Here is a 21,468-nt window from a genome sequence, read left to right as displayed (position 1 = left end):
TCGCGCTTTTCTGTGGTCAAAGTGTTGAGCCATTTCCACAGTCTATCGCTACGTTTTCGCGCAAAAAAAGTAACTTTTGAAGTTTCAAATTATCACTAGCCATGCCAAAGAAACATTCTATGTGATGTGGTTGATTGGAGTGGAGGCTGGGCGACTCCTTGGGGATTAGCAATAGAGGAACGAAGGCTAAGACCATCACATCTGTGATAACGCCTTCGTGACCAATATCGGTGCTGCTGACGCTGCGTTAGCACTACGCTTTCGCGCAAAAAACATCTGTTGGCCCGAGACCCTGGAGCGAAGCGGCTCATCGGACGCCCCCAGGAAGCTTTGCTCTGTGCGAAAGCGAAGCGTCAGCGACAAAGCGCCCAGGCCGGAACGGAAATCAACCTCTCGTTTTGCCGAAGAGTCATACTTTATTATGACACTTTGACTTATAGACATATAGTTTTCCAACAACAAAAAAGCAGAGTAGCGTTATGCTACTCTGCTTTTTTTTATTCAGTACTACCGGTACCATCATCCGGTGCGGTTGGTTCAGTTGGCGTTGTTGGTGGCTTACTACCATTATTGTTGCCATTGTTACCTGGGGGGGTACCGTTATTTCCTGTATTACCGTTGTTACCATTCCCACCAGCGTTACCATTCCCACCAGTGTTAGCATTGCCATTATCATTACCATTGTTGCTGTTATTGCCATTGTTACCATTTCCGTTACCATTGTGGTTACCGTTGTCCCCGTTGTTGCCATTTTGATCAGGTGCTGTTGGCTCCTCAACATCAGGTTGATCCGGAGTATCTGGCTCTTTATCTTTATCTTTATCTTCTTCATCAGTCGTACCGGTTACTTGGAAGGTAGCTGTACCTGGTTTACTGCGTGTACCATCAACAACTGCTACGACAGAAATCGTGTAATTGCCATCTTCCAGTTGTTTGCTACTAACTGTTAAGCCTTTTTTATCCGTTTTACCAAGAGAAATAGTCTCTCCACCTTCTCGTTTAGCAGATACCTCGAAGGTAGTTGGTAGTGGTTCATCTGTTTCCGGATTAAGCATGGCATCATGCTCCCAAGAAATATTGATAGATTGACCTTCTATATCAAGGCTTGCACTTACATTGTAAGGTGTAGATAGTTCTGGCACTGCGTATTCATTTGAAACTTCCTTAGGCTCTGTACCACGTACAAATAGCTCTGTTTGACGTTTCTCACTTGGAGTGAAATTACTTGCTAATTTAAGTGGCTTTGTGCCTACTTCAATTGTAGCTTCCACAACTGAGTTTGGTTTTTTGAAACGTGGTGTTTCAACGTTCGCCGAAATCTCTTTCATAATTTGTTTAAATAAATGTTGTGGTAAACGACGTTCATCCCAAGTTGTAATAGGATCAAAGTGTCCTTCATAACCACTCCAAATAGCGATTGAATAGTTTGTAGTGTACCCAGCAAACCATGAATCCGGTACACTTGTATCCGGTAAATTATGCTTGCTAAAATCAGCAGCTGCGTAGTTTGTTGTACCTGTTTTACCTGCGATATCTAATCCAGGTACATTTGCTGCAGTACCTGATGCATCAGGCTTATTGCCGACAACGTCACGTAACATATCAGTCACCATATAAGCTGTATAATCACTCATTGCTACATTTGGCTCTGGTGTGTAGTCTTTTGTTGTTTTACCGTCACGGTAAACGATTTTTGTAATTGCATAAGGATCAGTGTAAACACCGTTATTCCCAAATGCTGCAAAGGAAGCTGCCATTTGAGTAGGAGACATTGTAATATCCCCACCACCAATTGCATCTGATTCCATAACGCTTTCAGTATTAATACCTAAACGACTAGCAAAATCTTTAGCTTTATCAGGACCGACTTCTTTAAATGCTTTAACAGCCGGAACGTTGCGTGAAGCATACAAAGCTTTACGTGCTGTTATTGCACCCATATATTTATTATCCCAGTTCCTGATCGTTTGTTTTCCTCCTGAGTAGGTCATAGGTTCATCTACAATTGTTTGACCAGTTGACCATTTTAAATTTTCAACTGCTGGTCCATAATCTAGTAATGGCTTCATCGTTGAACCTGGTTGATGTTTTAAGTCATATGCATAGTTCCAACCGCGTTCAGTCCCATAATTGCGTCCGCCACCGATTGCTTGAATTTGACCAGTTTTCGTATCAATGACTGACACACCCGATTGAATCTCTTTTGTTGGGAAGTTACTGTCATCGTTCATAATGTTTTCAACAATTTGTTGTGCTTTTGGATCAAGTGTTGTATATACTTTAATTCCTTCAGCCATTGCACTACCATCACCGTTTTGCTCTAGCTCATTTATAACGACATCAAGGAAGGCATCGTATTTAGAGCCAGAAAATTTTTGACGTGTTGCATCGTCAGCTAGGCCAGCTTGAACGTCTACTTTCTTAGCTTCTTCCATCTGAGCTTTTGTAATTTTACCATGTTGATACATTAATCCTAGAACTGTATTACGACGTTTTTCTGCAAGTTCAGGATTTTTCAATGGATTGTAAGCATTTGGACGTTGTACTAAACCTGCAAGTAATGCTTCTTCATCTAAAGTTAAATCTTTTAGTTCTTTACCATAGAAATATTGGGCTGCTGTACCGAAGCCATAAACACGACCTGACATCAGCATTTTGTTAAAGTACATTTCAAAAATTTCTTCTTTTGTATATTTACGTTCTAATTGGAAGGAAAGCCAAGCTTCCTGTGCCTTACGTTTTAATTTTTTTTCATTTTGTAAAAATGAGTTTTTAACAACTTGTTGTGTTAATGTCGAAGCCCCTTGTGCCCCGAAGCCATCACGGAAGTTAGCGAGTATTGCACCACCAAGGCGATAAAAATCCATACCACCGTGTTCGAAAAAGCGTACATCTTCCGTTGCAAGGATCGCGTTAATCATATCCTGTGGTATATCTTCATATTTTACATATTTACGGTTTTCTGCACCAATCGTTGCAAATAAATCACCGTTTTTATCATAGAATTCTGAGGAAACTGGGTCCTTCAGTAAGTTCTCATCTAGTTCAGGTGCGCTACTTGCATAATAGGCGAATAACCCCGCACCTCCAATAAAACATGCAGCTATAACAGCTACTATTGTTAATGTAATGCGCTTAAACCATTTTTTCTTCGATGGTTTCGGAGCGCTTTTTTTATTTTTTTGAGCGAGAGCCTTTTGATGCTCACCGCGTGTCGGACGACGTTCAGTCATTCTACTATCTCCTCACTTTCAGAACCATGGCTTTTTGCTTCAATTAGCTTTTGGACAATCGGTAAATAATCGATCCGTGGATAATAGCTTGTAGGAATTTCAAAAGCTTCCTTTTCTATAGTTGAAAAGGGAATCGATTTACGTTCACCGTTTTCCATCGCTAGCCAGGCCTTTTGTAAAACATCGTATGGCACGATAAAATATCGTTCAAAAGCTGAGAAACGAACGATAATAAAAGCCACACCATTTTGTTCCGTCACTTGCTGCATATGTGTCATTTGATGTACGTGAATATTCTTTAGTGGAAAACTGGTCTTTGAAGCAGTTTCCTTTGCATCAAAATCAATATAATGCCCATTCCAAACACCATTGTAATCTGTTGTCGACGGTGTCCGGAAATAAGCCTCACGAATAACTGCAGCACTTCGTGATGGGTACTCTACTTTGACGATTTGCACGGGAACAGGTTTCTTATGAATGATAGCAAGTCGCCTTTTTACATAATAATCGTTTGCTTCATTAATTTCATCTTCTAGTGTTTTCCCTCGATTACTAAAAGAAAAATCCTTGTCCTTTCCCTTTTTGGCTGTTTTTTGAACAGTTGGATTAGGGGAATATAATTTCCCATTCGGATAACGAATTGTCACGTAGTTCACCCTCTATAATACTGCTATTATACAATAGTTTACCATGATTAAGTAGCAGTTCTCCACTTCTATTAATAGTATGATTGATGCTAGATTAACTATGGTTTAAATTACCATTAAATAACTGATCTTTGGGCAATTTTCGCCTCTTAAAGTCGAAAAATATCATGTGATATAACCCGCGAATCGTCAAATTAACTGATGAAATTTCCAAACGAATTTATAGAAAAAACTGGTCTCTACGTTAGTTTCTATACTTGATAGACGATTTTGAAGACTACGAAAATAGACTAGTTCAATTAAATTTTATCGAAATACTTCTTCTTTCAGCTAACTTACGCTTATTTTGTCACGCATGAAGGTAATTTTATACATGCGAGGAATACATAAATTAAAGCAAAGGAGGCGTTATTTTGAACAAGTTAAAACAATTAGTTGCGCAGTTGGATCTGGTCAATCAATTACTGTTAACGAGAGTGTCTTTGGAAAACAACGCACAGAGCATGAATTTTTTTATGCAGCTCAAATCTGTTAGCCAGAAAGTAAGCTTAGCAGAAAAGAACTGGCAAGTAAAGAATGCTTGTTCGCCTATTAGTAGTGAAAAATGATAGACTTTGGTACACTTAACTCATATGCAATATAAATAACCCAATATGAGTATTTTTCATACATTATCTACCACGATGAGTGGTGTACCTTGAATAGGACTCATCACCAAAAGCTAGGGATGTCATTTTCTTGAAAGATATGCCATTTATATGGGCTGATTGGTGTGAAGACTGGGTAACGCTCTAGTCACTGGTGAGGCCAGAGAACGAGTCAGTGGTGGGACAAAGGCTAAAAGCATTACGTCCTGTGCTAACTCTTTTGTGGTCAACATTGTACGCTGTCGTTGCACTTTCGCACAGTCGAAACGGAAATGCATCTCAAGTTAAGGTGATGAGCCAAGCTTTAAAACATCATTGGTAGTAAAATTACTCATATAATATAAATTATTTTGTAGACTAAGATAGAACGAATTTTAAAATAGTAGGTTCGCTGCTTTCATGTAAATGCAGATGAATCTTCATTTTAAGGATGGTTACCTAAATAAGATAAAATTTTAAGGTTCATCACCAAAAGTTGTGTTGAAACGTGTGACATGTAATAGGTTAAGGCTTGAAGGACCTCAGTTGTTGCTGTCGCTCCGCTTTCGCACAGAAGAACCCCTTTTGTTCCTAAGCGACTTATTGGACGCCTTCAGGAAAGTGCGCAGTCGGAACGGAGTCAACCCTACTTTATGGTGATGAACCTTCATTAATGAGATGAGGTGCGAAATTGTTGTTAATGCAGCAAACTTCCCAATTGATAGATGAATGTGAAAAATGTGTTTCACGCTTTTGGAAAATGCGTGAGGAGAATCGTACTCCTGACTTTTTTGTGGAGGTTAAGCCACACGCTGATGTCATTCACCAGCTTTTAAAGGAATGGCAGCAGGAGGCGAATGAGTGGATTCAAAAAAATAAGCCAAAATATATGCATACACAGCAAATTGCTTCAGCAGTGGAATCGATGGAGCAATTTGTTGTGCAATCCTTTTTTAAAGAAACAAGTAAAAAGCGTTTTTTAGATGCGATTCATTCAACCTCTTATACGTTAAAAATTTTTGAAAGGCTAGTGAAGGAGATAGAAACAGATGTTATCGAAAAAAAGGACCATTAGTGAACTATTAAACGAGTGGAGATATGATGAGGAGTTAAAGGAACGTATTTTACACTGGCAAACGCTTGAAGGGCGTGAAGCTAAATATGCACCTTTTCCAGAGAATTTACATCCTTCACTTGTAAAGGCTCTTCGAACAAGAGGGATAGAACAACTGTATACCCATCAACGTCAGGCGTTTGATTACGCGATGGAGGGTGTTTCCTTTACTGCCGTTACACCAACAGCGTCTGGAAAATCATATTGCTACCATTTACCGGTACTACAAAAAATATTAGAAGATAAAAATTCACGCGCGATTTATTTATTTCCAACGAAAGCTTTAGCGCAGGATCAGAAAAATGATTTAAATGAACTAATCGAACAAAGCGGTGAGGAAATTTTAAGCTATACGTACGATGGGGATACCGCGCCTGGCATTCGCCAAAAGGTTCGTAAGGCAGGGCATATTGTGATGACAAATCCTGATATGCTTCATTCGGGGATTTTGCCACATCATACGAAATGGGTTTCGTTATTTGAAAATTTACAGTATATCGTCATTGATGAGTTGCATACATATAAAGGTGTGTTTGGCTCGCATGTTGCGCACGTTATTCGAAGATTAAAGCGTATTTGTGAGTTTTATGGCAGTAAGCCGATTTTCATTTGTACATCAGCAACCATTAAAAATCCAAAAGAGTTAGCAGAAGCTTTAACGAATGAAAGCCATGCCTTAATCAGCGATTCTGGAGCGCCAGTTGGGAAAAAGACATTTCTTTTTTATAATCCACCTATCGTCCATAAAACATTTGGCGTGCGTCGAAGTGCTGTTTTAGAGGTGAGCGATCTCGCGAAAAGATTATATACAGCAGGTATTCAAACCATTATTTTTGCTAAAAGTCGTGTGCGAGTAGAAATGATTGTAACGTATTTAAAGGAGCTTACACGCAATAAGCTTTTAGATGAATCGGTGCGAGGTTATCGGGGTGGTTATTTACCATCTGAGCGACGTGTTATTGAACGAGGGCTTCGTGATGGTACTATTCAAACTGTGGTTAGTACAAATGCGCTGGAATTAGGCGTTGATATTGGCCAATTACAAGCTTGTATCATGACAGGATACCCGGGAAATATCGCTAGTGCTTGGCAGCAAGCTGGTCGCGCTGGCCGTCGTCAGGACGAGGCGCTAATCATTTATGTAGCACAATCGGCAGCACTTGACCAGTACGTAGTGAACCATCCACTTTTTTTACTTGGCAGTGCACCAGAGGAAGCGCGTATTTATCCTGAAAATATGTTGATTTTAATGGATCATTTGAAATGTGCAGCGTTTGAGCTACCATTTTCCGTACATGATACGTATGGTGAATATGAGATTCAGGAGTTACTGGAATATTTAGCGGAAGAAGGCGTTGTTTTTAAAACGAGCGAGAAGTGGCATTGGATGAGTGACCGTTTCCCGGCACATGACATTAGTCTTCGTTCTGCTTCACAAGAAAATGTTGTGATCATTGATATGACTGTTCCTGCACAAACAAAAGTTATTGGTGAAATGGATCGCCATAGTGCGATGACATTGCTACATGAAGAGGCTATTTATTTGCATCAGGGCATTCAATTTCAAGTCGAAAAGCTAGATTGGGAAGAAAAGAAAGCGTATGTACGAGAAGTAGATGTCGATTACTATACTGACGCTAATTTAGCAGTCGAGATGAAGGTGCTAGAGGAAGATCGGAGCCGAGATTATCAGGGTGGAGTTATTGGCTTCGGAGATGTTGGCTTAGTGGCGCAGGCAACGATATTTAAAAAAATTCGCTTTGGTACACACGATAATATCGGTTCTGGCCCTATTCATTTACCACCAGATGAAATGCACACAAGCTCTTCGTGGCTATCATTCTCTGCACTAGAAAAATGGTCGGAGGCGGAGCTAACGGATGCTATGACAGGAGTTGCATATGCGATGAATGCGTTCATACCTTTGTTTATTCAATGTGATAGTAGTGATGTAGCAGTTGTTCCACAGGTAAAGGCAACTCATAATGAGCAACCGACGTTTTTTGTTTATGATAAGTATCCTGGTGGTATTGGTCTAAGTGAAAAAGTTTATGAACTGTGGGAAGAGCTATTATCGAGAACACAGCACCATGTAGTGAGCTGTGCTTGTGAGTCTGGCTGTCCATCTTGTATTGGGGCTCAAGATAGCTTGCAGCAGGGGAAGAAAAAAGTAATAGAGCTGCTTCAAATTTTAAATTAGAGTACAAAGAGGGTTTGATAGGGAAAAGTCTAATACTATTCCTTTAAGCCCTCTTCTTTCATGCGTATAAGTTTACGGTTGCTCTATTTGTAGCGAAAAATATACTCTCGATTATCAGAAAAAGATTTCAATTATTATATAAGGTGTGTTGATTAACTTTATCCACTAAATCCACCCGTACTCTACGACGAAAGTAAAGCGACAAGAGCACTTGTCCAGCCCTTCTGAAAATCGCCTCCTTTTTGTGCAATGGCTAGAAGTTGCACTATGATTACTATAGGTTATACTTGTGGTAAAAACTCAAAATAGTTTACAGCAAGCGAAGAAAAACGTACTACAAGTTTTAGCAATTTTACATGCAGAAAATGAGTGAAGTAAATGTCTTACGAAAATAAAATTTTACAAATGAAAAAAATGCTCGGTAAAAAAACGACAACAACTATAAAAAAAGAGGAAAAACCTGCTTATCAAAAACCTATTGCTCCAAGCTATACTGAGCAGTGGAAAAAGGCGGGCCTGACAGTTGTAGAAAATGATTTCGGTATTGTTTTTAAACGACAAGTGCGTTATCCTTTTAGTTTTCAACATGGTCATTATAAGTTGCAGTCATATTTTGATGCATTAGTAAAATGGCAAGAGGCAAAGTTCGAACATCCATATGCGTTAGAAATGAATGAAAAGGTATTGTTTTTTGATACAGAAACTACTGGCTTAAAGGGTGTAGGTACACAAATTTTTCTTCTGGGCTTTTTAGAAGTGTCAAAAGAAGATGGAAGCTTTATTTTAACTCAATATATTCTAGCCGATCCCGCACATGAGGCCGCGTTACTTTTTGAATCAAAGCTTTGGCAAAAAACAGCAACGGTTATTACCTACAATGGAAAAAGCTTTGACTGGCCGCAACTTGAAACACGTTGGACACTCCACCAAAAAGAATTACCTAAATTGCGTACACAGCGGCAAATTGATTTGTTGCATAGTTCAAAGCGTTTATGGAAAAATGATATGGAACGAATGAAATTAAAATCTGTGGAAGAAGAGAAGCTTGGTTTTTCACGCATTGGAGATATACCTGGATATCTTGCACCAATTATTTATTTAGATGCAATCAAAAGCGGTGTTCCAGATGCGCTTATGAAAGTCCTTCTTCATAATGAATGGGATTTACTTTCACTGATTACGCTTTATGTCCATTCTACAAATTTGCTATTTGAAGAGACAAGCGAAGAATCGGCAAAAACGTTTACAAATATCGGGAAATGGTATGCTGATTTAAAAGAGGGTTCACAAAGCGTAAAAGTTTTGGAAAAGGTAACGACCCAATTTGATGCACTTGAAGCAGGCAATGCACAATATTATTTAGCAATCCAGCATAAAAGAAATAAAAAGTTTAGTGAAGCAATCGATGCATTTGTGGCTGCTCTCCATTTCGTTGATCTACGAAAAAAGTTGCATGTATTAGAACAGCTCGCTATGATATATGAGCATCAAATGAAAGATTATGATCAGGCCATTTATTATACGCAAGAGGGCATAAAATTAATTAAGAATGAGCAATGGAGAGTAGAACAAAAGCAGAAATGGGAAATTTCGTGGGAAAAGAGGTTACTCAGGTTAGGAAATAAGAAATAATTTCCCAGGTAAACGCAAGAAACGACAAGTTTAGCCTTACATTTGATGTTTTCAGACGATATAATGTGATGAAGTATGCTATAATGTAACGCATGTAGTGTGAGGAAGGGCGATGTGAATGGATATTAAATTAACGTCAAAAATGATCCTTGAAAAGGAATTTAAGAAAAATTTTAAAGGCTACAATGTAGAAGAAGTCGATTCATTTCTTGATGAGATAATACAAGACTATGAAGCGTTTGAAAAAGTGGTGGCCCAACTTCGTGAAGAAAATAAACAGTTAAAAGAAGAAATTGATAATACTCCTAAGAGACAACCTGTCGCATCGGCTACTGGTACGACAAACTTTGATATTTTAAAACGTCTTTCGAATTTAGAGAAACACGTATTCGGAAGTAAGTTGTACGAATAATTTTTTGTCAAATATATTGTATTTATCATAAAACTCTAGTATAATCTTTTTATCATCATGAAATTCTGGTAATCGCTGCGGCGCTAGACGTCGTAGAGGAAAGTCCATGCTCGCACGGTTCTGAGATGACCGTAGTGTTCGTGCTTACTGAAAAAATAAGGTAAGGCAGCTGTAAAGGCTGACGGCGGAAGGAAAACCTAAGTCTTAATGATATGGTTGAAACTTCCTGAAAGTGCCACAGTGACGTAGCTTGCTTGGAAACATGCAAGGTGGAACGAGGTAAACCCCACGAGTGAGAAACCCAAATTATGGTAGGGGCACTCTCTTGAAGGAATTGAACGGATAGAGGGACAGAGTTCGCTCTGTAGATAGATGATTACTACCCGGCCGTACGAGGCGATAGCTGTTTGAGTACTCGGGAACAAAACATGGCTTATGGAATTTTTTGATGCTTATTTATGAAATGACAAGCGCTCTCCAATTTGGTGGAGAGCTTTTCTTTTGAATAAAGTAAGAAAAAGTTACTTGTTAATCATGTCTAGGCATGCGCGATATACGTTTGAGAATAAGGCTGTACACTGTTGGTCATGCCTCTGTCGCTACGATTCGAAACATAAACATCTAATAAACTGTTATCGCAACGATGTACATATTGTCTACATACGAGTAGACTGGCGCAAAAGCGCTTTTCTAAAAAATGAGGGTAGTAAAGAGAGATAGGATGGAGCAGAAACATGAACGGTGTGAACGATAGTCTGGAGAAGCTAAATTCGATTTCCAAATATCCTACTGCATTAATGACAAAAATCTTCGAAAATGTATCGGAAGGCATCATGATTACGGATAAAGAGAAAAGAATAGAATTGGTCAATCCTGCATTTGAATTTGTTACCGGCTATAAGCGTAATGAAGTGATTGGAAAAACGCCAGCCGTTCTACAGTCAGGTGTTCATGAATTGCAATTCTATTTAGATATGTGGCAAAAGATACGACAAGAAGGCAATTGGCAGGGGGAAATATGGAATCGCCGTAAAACCGGAGACGTATATCCAGAATGGTTAACAATTGTTGGTGTAGCCAATGATGAGGGAGAAATTACAAATTACTGTGGTATTTTCTCAGATTTGTCTGAAAGAAAAATAGTAGAAAATGAACTAGAAAAGCGTTTATTAACTGACTCATTAACGGAAGTATCAAATCGATTTGCATATATTGAAAGAATGGATAATCTATTAGAATCAACTTCTACTATTTCTCATTCAGTACAGCATGCAGTCTATTTTTTAGATTTAGATCGATTTAAGCAAATTAATGATACGTTAGGTCATGCAGTCGGAGATACCATTCTAGTCGAAGTGGCGAAACGCTTAAAAACATTGTTAAAAAATAAAGATATCATTGCTAGATATGGCGGTGACGAATTTATTATTACGTTAACAAACGTGAAGAATGCTAAAGAAGCCGCAAATTTTGCTGAACAAATTATTGGGATTATTGAACAGCCTTTGGATATTAATGGTCAAGATATTTTTATTTCTACGAGTATTGGTATCAGTATGTATCCATTAGATGGTGAAGCAACGGAGCAATTGATTCATTGCGCTGACAAGGCAATGACTTATTCAAAAAAGAATGGGCTTAACGACTATGCGTTTTATTTTGATGAATTGAAGACTGACTCTCAGCGTGTTTTATTATTAGATTCAGAACTACGAAGAGCCATCGAAAACCGAGAATTTGAGCTGCATTTCCAACCTAAAATATCTATGGAAAATGAAGAGATTCAAGGATTAGAGGCACTTGTTCGTTGGAATAGTGAAAGATTAGGATTTGTCTCTCCAGCAGAATTTATTCCTTATGCAGAGGAAACAGGATTAATCATTCCTTTAAGTGAAGTAATCATAGAAAAAGCTTGTGAGGCAGTTATAGAGATGCGTCAAGGTGGCTACAAAACGCCAGTTGCTATTAATATTTCAAGCATTCACTTTAAGCAACAAAACTTTTTAGACTCTGTTCAGTCAATATTAGAGCGTTATAACACACCTGCTAACAATTTTGAAATCGAAGTTACAGAACGTACTGTGATGAACAGTGCCAATGAAACGGTTAGCAAGCTTGTGCAACTGAAGAAAATGGGCTTTAAAATTTCTATTGATGATTTTGGGACAGGTTATTCGTCTCTTAGTTATTTAGTTCGCTTCCCCCTTGATTATTTAAAAATCGATCGCAGCTTCATTCAGCATATTGGCTCACTCGATGAAAAACAGGCAGTAGTGGATGCGATAATTCAAATGTCGCATCGCCTAAAAATGAAAGTTGTTGCTGAAGGTGTAGAACAAGCACAACAAGTGGATATACTACGTAAAATGAACTGTGATATAATTCAAGGTTATTATTACAGCAAACCGTTGCCACTTCACGAACTTATTGAGTTTATGGAGTATTGGGAAATTGAACATCAAGGAAGGAATTAGTGTATGGCAAACTATAAATTAGTAGCAACTGCTGCAATGGGATTAGAGTCGATTGTAGCACAAGAGGTACAGGCATTAGGTTATGAAACAACAGTCGATAACGGTAAAGTGTATTTTGAAGGTGACGAGACGGCCATTGCACGAACAAACTTATGGCTACGTGTAGCTGACCGAGTAAAAATCGTTGTAGGACAGTTTCCTGCTAAATCTTTTGAACAGTTATTTGAAAGTGTAAAAGCTCTACCTTGGGAAAAATACTTACCAGTTGATGCGGCTTTCCCAGTATCGGGGAAATCTGTTAAATCCAAATTATTTAGTGTACCCGATTGTCAGGCAATTACTAAAAAAGCAATTGTAGAGCGCATGAAACAACATTATAAGCGTTTAGGATTTTTAGATGAATCTGGTGCAACTTATAAAATTGAAGTTTCAATTTTAAAAGATGTGGCTACACTTACTATTGATACTTCTGGTGCGGGCTTGCATAAGCGTGGTTATCGTCAAGCACAGGGCGAAGCACCATTAAAAGAAACATTAGCAGCGGCACTCGTACAAATTTCAAAGTGGAATCCGAATCGACCATTTGTTGATCCATTCTGCGGTTCAGGTACAATTGCATTAGAAGCAGCAATGTTTGGACAAAATATTGCACCGGGCTATAATCGTGAATTTATTTCAGAGAATTGGCCATGGATGAAGGCAATAATTTGGGATGCAGTGCGAGATGAAGCGGATAGCTTAGCGAACTATGATCAGCCATTAGAAATTATCGGGTCTGATATAGATCATCGTATGGTGAGTATTGCACAAGAAAATGCACTAGAAGCAGGTTTTGGTGATATGATGACGTTCAAGCAAATGCAAGCACGTGATTTTACAACACTGCTAACAGATGGTGTTATGATTGGTAATCCACCATATGGAGAGCGTATTGGCGACATCGAAGTCGTGGAACAGGTAATTCGTGATTTAGGAAAAGTTATGAAAAACTATCCGACTTGGTCTGTATACATGTTGTCTTCAATGAAAAACTTTGAGGAATTGTACGGTCGTCAATCGACGAAGAAGCGTAAATTATTCAATGGCTTTATTGAAACGAATTATTACCAGTTCTGGGGACAAAAGTCTAAAAGAGATTAACAAACGGTAACGGAAGATAAGAATTTTTCTTATCTTCCGTTTCGTCGCGTATAATAGGAACAGATAGTTAGAGGGGGAACGTCAATTGCGTAAATCTTTACCATTTGTATTAACGAAGGACCGCTCATTTTTTGAGTCATTAGGTGACTGGATGGGGGACGTCCTTTACGATGAATTACCTGAAAAGGGCTTTGAATGCCGTGATGAACAAATTTTTATGGCATATCAAATTGAGCAGGCCTTAAAAGAGAAAAACGTGCTTTTTGCAGAGGCAGGTGTAGGGACTGGGAAAACAATTGCCTATTTACTACCTGCAGTATCTTATGCACGCTATACTGGAAAACCAGCTCTGATCGCATGTGCTGATGAAACCTTAATCGATCAGCTAGTAAAAGAGGGCGGCGATATTTATAAGCTACAAAAAACGTTAGGTCTTGAAATTGATGTTCGCTTAGCAAAGTCACGAGACCAATATTTATGTTTAAAGCGTTTTGAGGAAGCTGAAAAAGTAGTGTCCGATGAATGGATCGACGATATTGCGTTTTCTATACCTGATGGAGTATATGCACAAGGCTCGATGATTGCTATACAACCTTATGGTGAACGTAGTGATTATCCAACTGTCAGTGATGAAGATTGGCAAAAAGTAAACTACAACTCGATTATGCAGTGTTCAGTATGTGACCTACGTAATCGATGTGGTCAAACATTACATCGTGCACATTATCGTAAATCGGCGGATCTCATTATTTGTTCACAAGATTTTTTAATGGAGCATTTAGCTACAAAGGATTCTCGTGAACGTGAAGGGCAATTAGCTTTATTACCTGAAGTGTCAATGATGGTGCTAGATGAAGGCCATTTATTAGAATATGCCGCACAAAAAGCAATGACGTATAAAGTACAGGCGACAACAATTGTTACATTGTTAGAGCGTTTAATGGTAGATGGTGTGCGAGAACGTACATTATATGCGATGGAAAAATTACAAGATGACCATGAGTTATTTTTTGACCAGCTACGAGATGATCTAGTAGCTTCTGAAGAAGAGCGTAAACGTATTAATAAATCGCCAAATTTATTGAAATACGGTAAACAACTTATTGCTGATGTTGAAACATTACTCGAGGAACTTGTCTTTGAATCTGAAATGTATATGATTCCAGAGTATGAATTAAATATGGCAGAGGAGTATTTAGAACAATACGAGGCATCCTTACGTATTTTCATAGCGCAGGGAGATGCAGTCGATTGGTTAGAGGAAACTGATGGAGAGGAAACGCTCGTAATTATGCCGCGTCTCATCACAGAAGTTTTAGAAGAAAAATTATTCTCTAAAAAACTTCCAATAATATTCTCTTCAGCAACTTTATCAGTCAACAAAGATTTCTCCTATATTGCTTATAGCTTAGGAATTCGCGATTATCAATCGTTTTCTGTTCCATCTCCATTCGATTATGAAGAAGTTATGCGAATTTATTTACATGAGCTATCTCAAAAGGGGAAAACGGCGCGTGTTCAACAGCTATTACGTGACGGTGAAAAAACATTAATTTTGTTTAAATCAAAACAAGCAATGTTAGATTTCAAAGCAGAGTTACCTCTTATGGAACGGATGTATGTAGCGTTTGAGGGGGACCGTGAACTATCAGGAATTGTTCGTGATTTCCAAGAAGGCACCATCAAAACATTATGCTCCTATCATTTATGGGAAGGTCTAGATTTGCCGGAGGAGGCATTAACACGAGTTATTATTTATGATTTGCCTTTCCCACCACATGATCCATTATTTGATGCGAAACGTACATTTGCAGAAAATCCATATGAAGAAGTGGAATTACCGTTTATGCAACTTCGTTTACAGCAAGGAATGGGGCGTTTAATTCGTACTTCAAACGACCATGGAGATATTCATATCTTGTTAAATGAAGAAGAAGCAAAGCAACGTGAAACATTTGAAAATATATTAGCCGTTACACCAGAAATAAAGTAGAAAAAAGCGAGTTTGCATCTGTTGCAATCTCGCTTTTTTATATATTAATATAATATTTTTATCGTGAGATAATGATGAGATTGAAAAAAGTGTTGAATATTTCTCTTTTAAGCTATATAGTTCTTTGTAATGTAACGAAAATTATTAAAATAAATTATTTTTTATATTGAAAATAATTTTGCAAAAGGTTTATAATGATGACAAGAAATTTCAAGAATAATCAACGTTAATTTTTGATTATTCTATGATAGGGGGTTTGAGCCTGTCGAACATTCAATCGCTGTGCCAAAAATTTACGAGCTTATCTGCAACAGATGTAGAAAAGTTAATAGAAATAGAAGCTACATTATCGTATTATGCTGAGTTGACAGATTGTTATATGTTCATAGATTGCATGCTGGAAAACTTACCACATGCAATTGTTGTGGCAGAAGCTTTCCCAAAAACAGAAAGAGGCTTATACGAAAAATCTGTAATTGGCAAATTTGTCTTTGAAAGCTTCGAGCCAGCAGTATTTGCTGCTTTTAAAAATAAAGAAAAATCATCAATTACTAGAGCAATCACACAGGAAGGTATAACGGTTGAACAAAACGTTGTCCCTCTCTTTAATAACCACCAACAGGTTATTGCAGTGTTAATCCAGGAAAAAAAGGTGGAAATGCAAACAACACCTAAAGATGATTTTCGTCATATGCCTTTTGCATTAATTGAGCATATTGTAGAGCCAAATTCTCAACCGATTCCAGTAGTTTCTGATTTGCTAGTTGAATCAATTATTCTCACAAATCATGAAAATAAAGTGATCTATAGCAATCCTGCGGGTTACCGATTTATATCGGAACTAACAGGGCTAGAACGTTTTGACAACGTTGCATTGAATAAGATTTTACCTTTTTTACAGGAGGTCTATGATAAAGGCGATGATGTCTTTTTCTTAGAAATTACGATTGATCGTAAATCCTTTATTGTAAAGAAAATTCCTATTCGTGATCAAAACGATAGAGTGACACTCCTCATTATTCATGATCTTACAGAGCTTAAGCTAAAAGAAAATGAACTAATGATGAAAACATTTGCTATACGAGAAATTCACCACCGAGTGAAAAATAATTTACAGACAGTTACAAGTCTATTGCGCTTGCAAATGCGAAATGACTTGTCAGCTTCAAGTGCAAGTGCTTTTCAAGAGGCGTTAAATCGAATATATAGTATTTCATCAGTTTATGAACTTATTTTAGAAAATGAGGATAACGCTGAAGAGAAAGTAGACGTTATCGCGTTGGCTAAAAAAATTGGACATAAAATGGTTGGGACATCCAACACACCATCTATTCAGTTGACTTTTCATGATGATAATGTACAGTTATTTTGTCATTCTAAAAAAGCTGTTTCGCTCGCGTTAATCATTTGTGAGCTACTGCAAAATGCACTGAAATATGCTTTTACTGGTCGTGAGGAGGGTACAATCAATATTCAATTTCAACAGGATGCTTCCACTATTTCACTTTATATTTCTGACAATGGCGTTGGAATGCAAGAGGTGAAGGCATCATTTGGAATGGAGATTATTACAAGGCTTGTTGAATATGATTTAGCTGGCACATTTTCAATTATCCCTAGTGAACAAGGTACACATACTCAAATTCAGTTCCCTGTAAGTGAGGAGGTATTTATCCTAAATGACTAGGAAAGTTATGATTGTCGAAGATGAGTCACTTATTGCCATTGATTTGAAGTTTATGCTAGAAGATAACGGCTACGAAGTGGTAGCACAAGCGAATAATGGAGAATCGGCAATTGAGTTGGCTTTTACACATAAGCCACAGTTAATCTTAATGGACATTAAAATGCCAAAGCTAGATGGTTTGAAGGCAAGCAAAATTATTGAACAGCAGCTCGGTATACCGGTGCTATTTATATCAGCTTATAGTGAAAAAGAATTGTTACTGTATATGAAGCAGGACAATATTTTAGGCTATGTTATGAAACCGTTTTCTGAGAGGAATGTCCTTCCGGCGTTGGAAGTGGCATTTCATCAGATTGATAAGTTCAACCGTCTAAACGGGGAATTGCTGCATAAACAAACAGAATTAGAAAAGCGAAAAATAATCGAACGAGCAAAAGGTTTGCTAATGCAGTCAGAGAACCTTAGCGAGGACGAAGCTTATAAAAAAATTCGCAATGAGAGTATGCAGACTCAACAGGAAATGGCGCTTATTGCAAGGCGCATTATCAATACATTACAAGTAAATAGTTAAAGCAAAGACGCTTTAAAGAGAATTCCTCTTTAATGCGTCTTTTTTTATCTTCATTCAGAGATGTTTTCTGTGGCGAAAACAAAGCGCCAGCCACAAGTGTTTTCTGTGCGAAAGCGCAGTGACAGCAACAATTACGCCAAGGCGGAATTGATAAATAGAAAAATTAAAGGGGGGATGAGTAGGATGGCAATGGTAGGAACGGTGATCGTTTATATTATTATGACCTGTGCAGTTTTAGGGGCAATCGGAGCAATTCGAGATGCTGAATATGGAATCGGGAAAGAGTTTATGAATGGTATTCATACGGTTGGACATATTTTTGTACCTGCTGCAGGGATCATGGCTGCTATACCTTACTTAACGTGGTTTATAAGTCATTTTATTAGTCCGATTTTTGAATTGATTGGTGCAGATCCAGCAATTGCAGCAACGACAATTTTAGCCTCGGACATGGGAGGATACCAATTAGCGAATGCGTTAAAAGAGTCTTATGAAGGATGGGTTATGGCTCTAGTTGTCGGATTTATGTCAGGCGCAACAATCGTGTTCTCTATTCCGATGGGACTTGCCATGTTAGATAAGCGTGATCATAAATATATGGCTTTAGGTATTATGGCAGGTGTTTTAACAATTCCGATTGGAGCATTTATTTCTTCCATCATGATTGTGACGTTTAATACAGATGTTCGTGAAGTGATTAGTACAACAGCTGCACCAACATACGTGTTTGCCATTTCTGTTTTACAAATATTAATTAATTTATTGCCTTTATTTATTTTCGTAGTGTTAATTGCGCTAGGTCTTAAACTAATTCCGAATGGCATGATCAAAGGTTTCATGATTTTTGGACGCGTGATGGATGCTGCTATCAAGCTTGTGCTAGTGTTCTCGATTGTAGAAATATTCACAGGTGTTTTCACCAAAATTTTTGGTGCGTGGGGCTTTGATCCGATCATGGCAGATGAAATCGATCAATTCCGGGCATTAGAAACAGCAGGGTATATCGGTATTATGTTATCGGGTGCATTCCCAATGGTGTACTTAATAAGAAAATATGCATCGAAACCTCTAGAAGCAGTAGGTGGAAAATTAGGCTTATCATCAGTAGGAAGCGCAGGTCTTTTAGCGACGATTGCCAATATTTTAGCCATGTTTACACTCGTTCGACATATGCCGCCGAAAGATAAGGTTATTAACATTGCCTTTGGTGTTTGTTCAGCATTCCTACTAGGAGATCATTTATCGTTTACGGCTAATTTCCAGCCGACAATTATTTTACCTGTTATTACTGGTAAGTTTTTAGCGGGTGTGATCGCTATTATTTTAGCCTATAAATTATCTGTTCCAACAGCTCTAAGGCTAGAACAAGAGGATCGCAAGGCAGGCATTATTAAAGAAGGTGAATATTTAACAGATAAAAATCTTGAAAGGAGTGATGATGTGTGAGTGAAGAAAAGAAACGCTTTATTCAGGAGTTTGTGCCAGGAAAGCAACTAACATTGAGTCATCTAATAGCAAATCCTGATCCTGAGATGTTTCAAAAGCTCGGCATTCAAGAAGCCGGTGCACTAGGCATCATGACTTGTACACCGAGTGAAACAGTTATTATCGCAGGAGATTTAGCAACAAAGGCAGCCAATGTAAGACTAGGATTTTTAGATCGCTTTACTGGCAGTCTCGTTATTGTTGGTAGTGTTTCCGAGGTTGAAATGGCGATGTTAGAGATTAATCGTTTTCTATCAGAGATGCTAGGCTATACGCCATCAAAAATAACCAAGTCATAGGATGTGCTGTATGAAAAATCGAGTAATGATCATAGGTGGTGTGCAAGCAGGTAAGTCGACACTGATGAATGCGTTATTGGGGAAAGATAGACAAGCCAATAAAACACAGGCGCTCGTTTATGATGACTGGATAGTTGATACACCCGGAGAATATATAGAAAATCCGATGTATTACAGAAACATTATGGCGACATCGCTTGAAGTGACACATGTGATTTATTTGCAGGATGCCACCTCATCAAAGAGTGTTTTTCCTCCGCAATTTAGCTTAGGAATTCCCAAAATACAAATTGGTGTCATTACAAAAATTGATGCACCCCTTGCAGATGTAGAAAGAGCAGTATCGCTATTACAAAATGTCATGACGCATGGTCCTATTGTGAAAACCTCTTCGTGGCAAAAGCTAGGTATTAAATTTATTGCACCACTTATACAGCTCAGTACTGAGGAAGAAATTCGTCAATTTGTGAAGGATCGTGATAGTCCTTATCTCATGTATTGCCCGTAGTGGCGAGAGGGGAGAGTAAATTGAAGACAGAAAAAATTTATAGTGCAGGCATTGATATTGGTACAAGTACAACAAAGATGGTTGTCAGTAGTTTTCTGTTGAAAAACGTTGCAGGTGTAACGCATGTGCCACGCATAGAAATTATTGAAAAAACGATTTTGCATCAAAGTCCAATTATTAGAACACCGTTTATCAATAAAGAAATTATCGACATGGAAAAAATCGAGCAATTTATTTTTCAGCAATATCAATTGGCTCACATTTCACCGGCAGATATTTCAACAGGTGCCATTATCATAACAGGCGAATCTGCCACAAAGGAAAATGCCAGCGAGGTTGTTCATGCGATTGCAGATACAGCCGGGCACTTTTTAGTTGCTACTGCTGGACCTGATTTGGAAGGGATTATTGCGGCAAAAGGCGCAGGTACATTACAGCAATCTAAAAATACTGCCAAAGTTATCGCTAACATCGATATCGGTGGTGGTACAGCAAATATTGCGGTAATGCAATTCGGAGAAGTAATGGGTACGTGTACATTGCATGTCGGTGGAAGACTTATAGAATTTCAGAATGGCATTGTTCAATCGATTTCACCACCCATTATGAAACTAATGGAGAAATGGTCAAAGCCATTAACGGTTGGTGATTCAGCAGAAGATGTACGTGTCATACAACTAATACAAGAAATGGCGGATATAGTAGCGATGACGCTAAGCGGACAATTAACAGAAGAACAGCATCCTTTATTGCTAGGACATTTGCCAACTTGGGATAAACCAATTGATGCAATCGTTTTTTCCGGTGGGGTAGCTGCCTGTATTTATGAAAATGAATGTATAAATCGACAGTATGATGATATCGGTGAAAAATTGGCAAAAAAGCTTTTACAGCATGAACAGCTACAATCCTTTTTATGGTTAAAACCAGAGGAAACAGCGAGGGCAACAGTGACTGGTGCGGGTACGCAAACAACTGAGATTAGTGGTGCAACGATTCAGGTAGATGCGGAAGTATTGCCTTTGAAAAATGTGCCTGTTTTCAATTGCCATATGGATACGCACAGCAAAGAATTCGACTATGCGGTGAAAACAGCTGTTGCACGAGCTGAGGCTCTCTTTTCTATACAGGAGAATCGTTCTCCGTTTGCACTTTATTTTAGTCATTTACCCTATTTAAGCTTCCAGGATGTCCATATATTATGTGAGGCCATTTTGAAGCACTTAGCTATGAGAAGCTCCAAGGAAATACCAATTATCATAGTCATTCAATCAGATTATGCAAAGGTTATTGGGCAAACGATACGAGCAATCAATCAAACAGTTCCCATCATTTGCATCGATCAAATCAAAGTAGAAACAGGTGATTATATTGACATTGGGGAAGTACTACCATCTGGTGTTGTCCCAGTCGTTGTAAAAACACTTGCTTTCCATTCAAAGTAAGG

The 21,468-nt window shown here is 38.3% G+C and carries 16 protein-coding genes and 1 other RNA gene; 15 read left to right on the top strand and 2 right to left on the bottom strand.

Annotation, left to right across the window (positions count from 1 at the left end):
- Positions 1-497: 497 nt before the first annotated feature.
- Together ABH966_RS22155 and recU are read right to left on the bottom strand one after the other, a co-directional pair.
- On the bottom strand, positions 498-3,233 hold the full coding sequence (locus tag ABH966_RS22155) for a PBP1A family penicillin-binding protein (RefSeq protein WP_370082212.1): 2,736 nt from the start codon (positions 3,231-3,233) through the stop codon (positions 498-500).
- The gene (gene recU, locus ABH966_RS22150; RefSeq protein ID WP_370082210.1) at positions 3,230-3,880 is read right to left on the bottom strand and encodes a Holliday junction resolvase RecU; all 651 of its coding nucleotides are present in this window, start codon (positions 3,878-3,880) and stop codon (positions 3,230-3,232) included. Before recU ends, ABH966_RS22155 begins: the two co-directional genes overlap by 4 nt.
- A gap of 413 nt (positions 3,881-4,293) precedes the next feature.
- Here recU and ABH966_RS22145 point away from each other — a divergent pair, with 413 nt between their 5' ends.
- From ABH966_RS22145 to ABH966_RS22075, 15 genes are all read left to right on the top strand, one after another.
- Positions 4,294-4,488 (top strand): hypothetical protein, encoded by a 195-nt coding sequence (locus ABH966_RS22145; RefSeq protein ID WP_053482465.1) that lies wholly within the window; start codon positions 4,294-4,296, stop codon positions 4,486-4,488.
- Positions 4,489-5,206: 718 nt separating this feature from the next.
- The gene (locus tag ABH966_RS22140; RefSeq protein ID WP_370082256.1) at positions 5,207-5,581 is read left to right on the top strand and encodes a YppE family protein; all 375 of its coding nucleotides are present in this window, start codon (positions 5,207-5,209) and stop codon (positions 5,579-5,581) included.
- Positions 5,556-7,820 carry a DEAD/DEAH box helicase gene (locus ABH966_RS22135; RefSeq protein WP_370082208.1) on the top strand — a complete coding sequence of 755 codons (2,265 nt, stop codon included), beginning with the start codon at positions 5,556-5,558 and terminating at the stop codon, positions 7,818-7,820. The genes ABH966_RS22140 and ABH966_RS22135 overlap by 26 nt, the downstream gene beginning before the upstream one ends.
- A gap of 378 nt (positions 7,821-8,198) precedes the next feature.
- Positions 8,199-9,452 (top strand): ribonuclease H-like domain-containing protein, encoded by a 1,254-nt coding sequence (locus tag ABH966_RS22130; protein WP_370082206.1) that lies wholly within the window; start codon positions 8,199-8,201, stop codon positions 9,450-9,452.
- Between the two features lie 118 nt (positions 9,453-9,570).
- Positions 9,571-9,864: a cell division regulator GpsB gene (gpsB, locus tag ABH966_RS22125; protein ID WP_370082204.1), complete on the top strand. Its 294-nt coding sequence runs from the start codon at positions 9,571-9,573 to the stop codon at positions 9,862-9,864.
- Between the two features lie 60 nt (positions 9,865-9,924).
- An RNA gene (gene rnpB, locus ABH966_RS22120) (RNase P RNA component class B) lies at positions 9,925-10,305 on the top strand.
- A 293-nt stretch (positions 10,306-10,598) separates the two neighbouring features.
- Positions 10,599-12,338: an EAL domain-containing protein gene (locus tag ABH966_RS22115; RefSeq protein ID WP_370082202.1), complete on the top strand. Its 1,740-nt coding sequence runs from the start codon at positions 10,599-10,601 to the stop codon at positions 12,336-12,338.
- 3 nt (positions 12,339-12,341) lie between these two features.
- On the top strand, positions 12,342-13,478 hold the full coding sequence (locus ABH966_RS22110; protein ID WP_370082200.1) for a THUMP domain-containing class I SAM-dependent RNA methyltransferase: 1,137 nt from the start codon (positions 12,342-12,344) through the stop codon (positions 13,476-13,478).
- A gap of 85 nt (positions 13,479-13,563) precedes the next feature.
- On the top strand, positions 13,564-15,471 hold the full coding sequence (locus tag ABH966_RS22105) for an ATP-dependent DNA helicase (RefSeq protein WP_370082198.1): 1,908 nt from the start codon (positions 13,564-13,566) through the stop codon (positions 15,469-15,471).
- A 256-nt stretch (positions 15,472-15,727) separates the two neighbouring features.
- Positions 15,728-17,158, top strand: coding sequence for a sensor histidine kinase (locus tag ABH966_RS22100; RefSeq protein ID WP_370082196.1), 1,431 nt, complete (start codon positions 15,728-15,730; stop codon positions 17,156-17,158).
- Complete coding sequence (locus ABH966_RS22095) at positions 17,151-17,729, top strand: ANTAR domain-containing response regulator (protein ID WP_370082194.1); 579 nt, start codon at positions 17,151-17,153, stop codon at positions 17,727-17,729. The genes ABH966_RS22100 and ABH966_RS22095 overlap by 8 nt, the downstream gene beginning before the upstream one ends.
- A gap of 183 nt (positions 17,730-17,912) precedes the next feature.
- Complete coding sequence (gene eutH, locus ABH966_RS22090) at positions 17,913-19,175, top strand: ethanolamine utilization protein EutH (protein WP_370082192.1); 1,263 nt, start codon at positions 17,913-17,915, stop codon at positions 19,173-19,175.
- Complete coding sequence (eutS, locus tag ABH966_RS22085) at positions 19,172-19,513, top strand: ethanolamine utilization microcompartment protein EutS (protein WP_053482454.1); 342 nt, start codon at positions 19,172-19,174, stop codon at positions 19,511-19,513. The genes eutH and eutS overlap by 4 nt, the downstream gene beginning before the upstream one ends.
- Before the next feature lie 10 nt (positions 19,514-19,523).
- Complete coding sequence (locus ABH966_RS22080) at positions 19,524-20,021, top strand: EutP/PduV family microcompartment system protein (protein WP_370082190.1); 498 nt, start codon at positions 19,524-19,526, stop codon at positions 20,019-20,021.
- Between the two features lie 20 nt (positions 20,022-20,041).
- Positions 20,042-21,466, top strand: a complete 1,425-nt coding sequence (locus ABH966_RS22075; RefSeq protein ID WP_370082188.1) for an ethanolamine ammonia-lyase reactivating factor EutA — start codon at positions 20,042-20,044, stop codon at positions 21,464-21,466.
- Positions 21,467-21,468 lie beyond the last annotated feature (2 nt).

Source organism: Lysinibacillus sp. RC46 (assembly GCF_041262385.1).
Taxonomy (GTDB): Bacteria; Bacillota; Bacilli; order Bacillales_A; family Planococcaceae; genus Lysinibacillus.
This window is presented reverse-complemented; position numbering and strand designations above follow the sequence as displayed.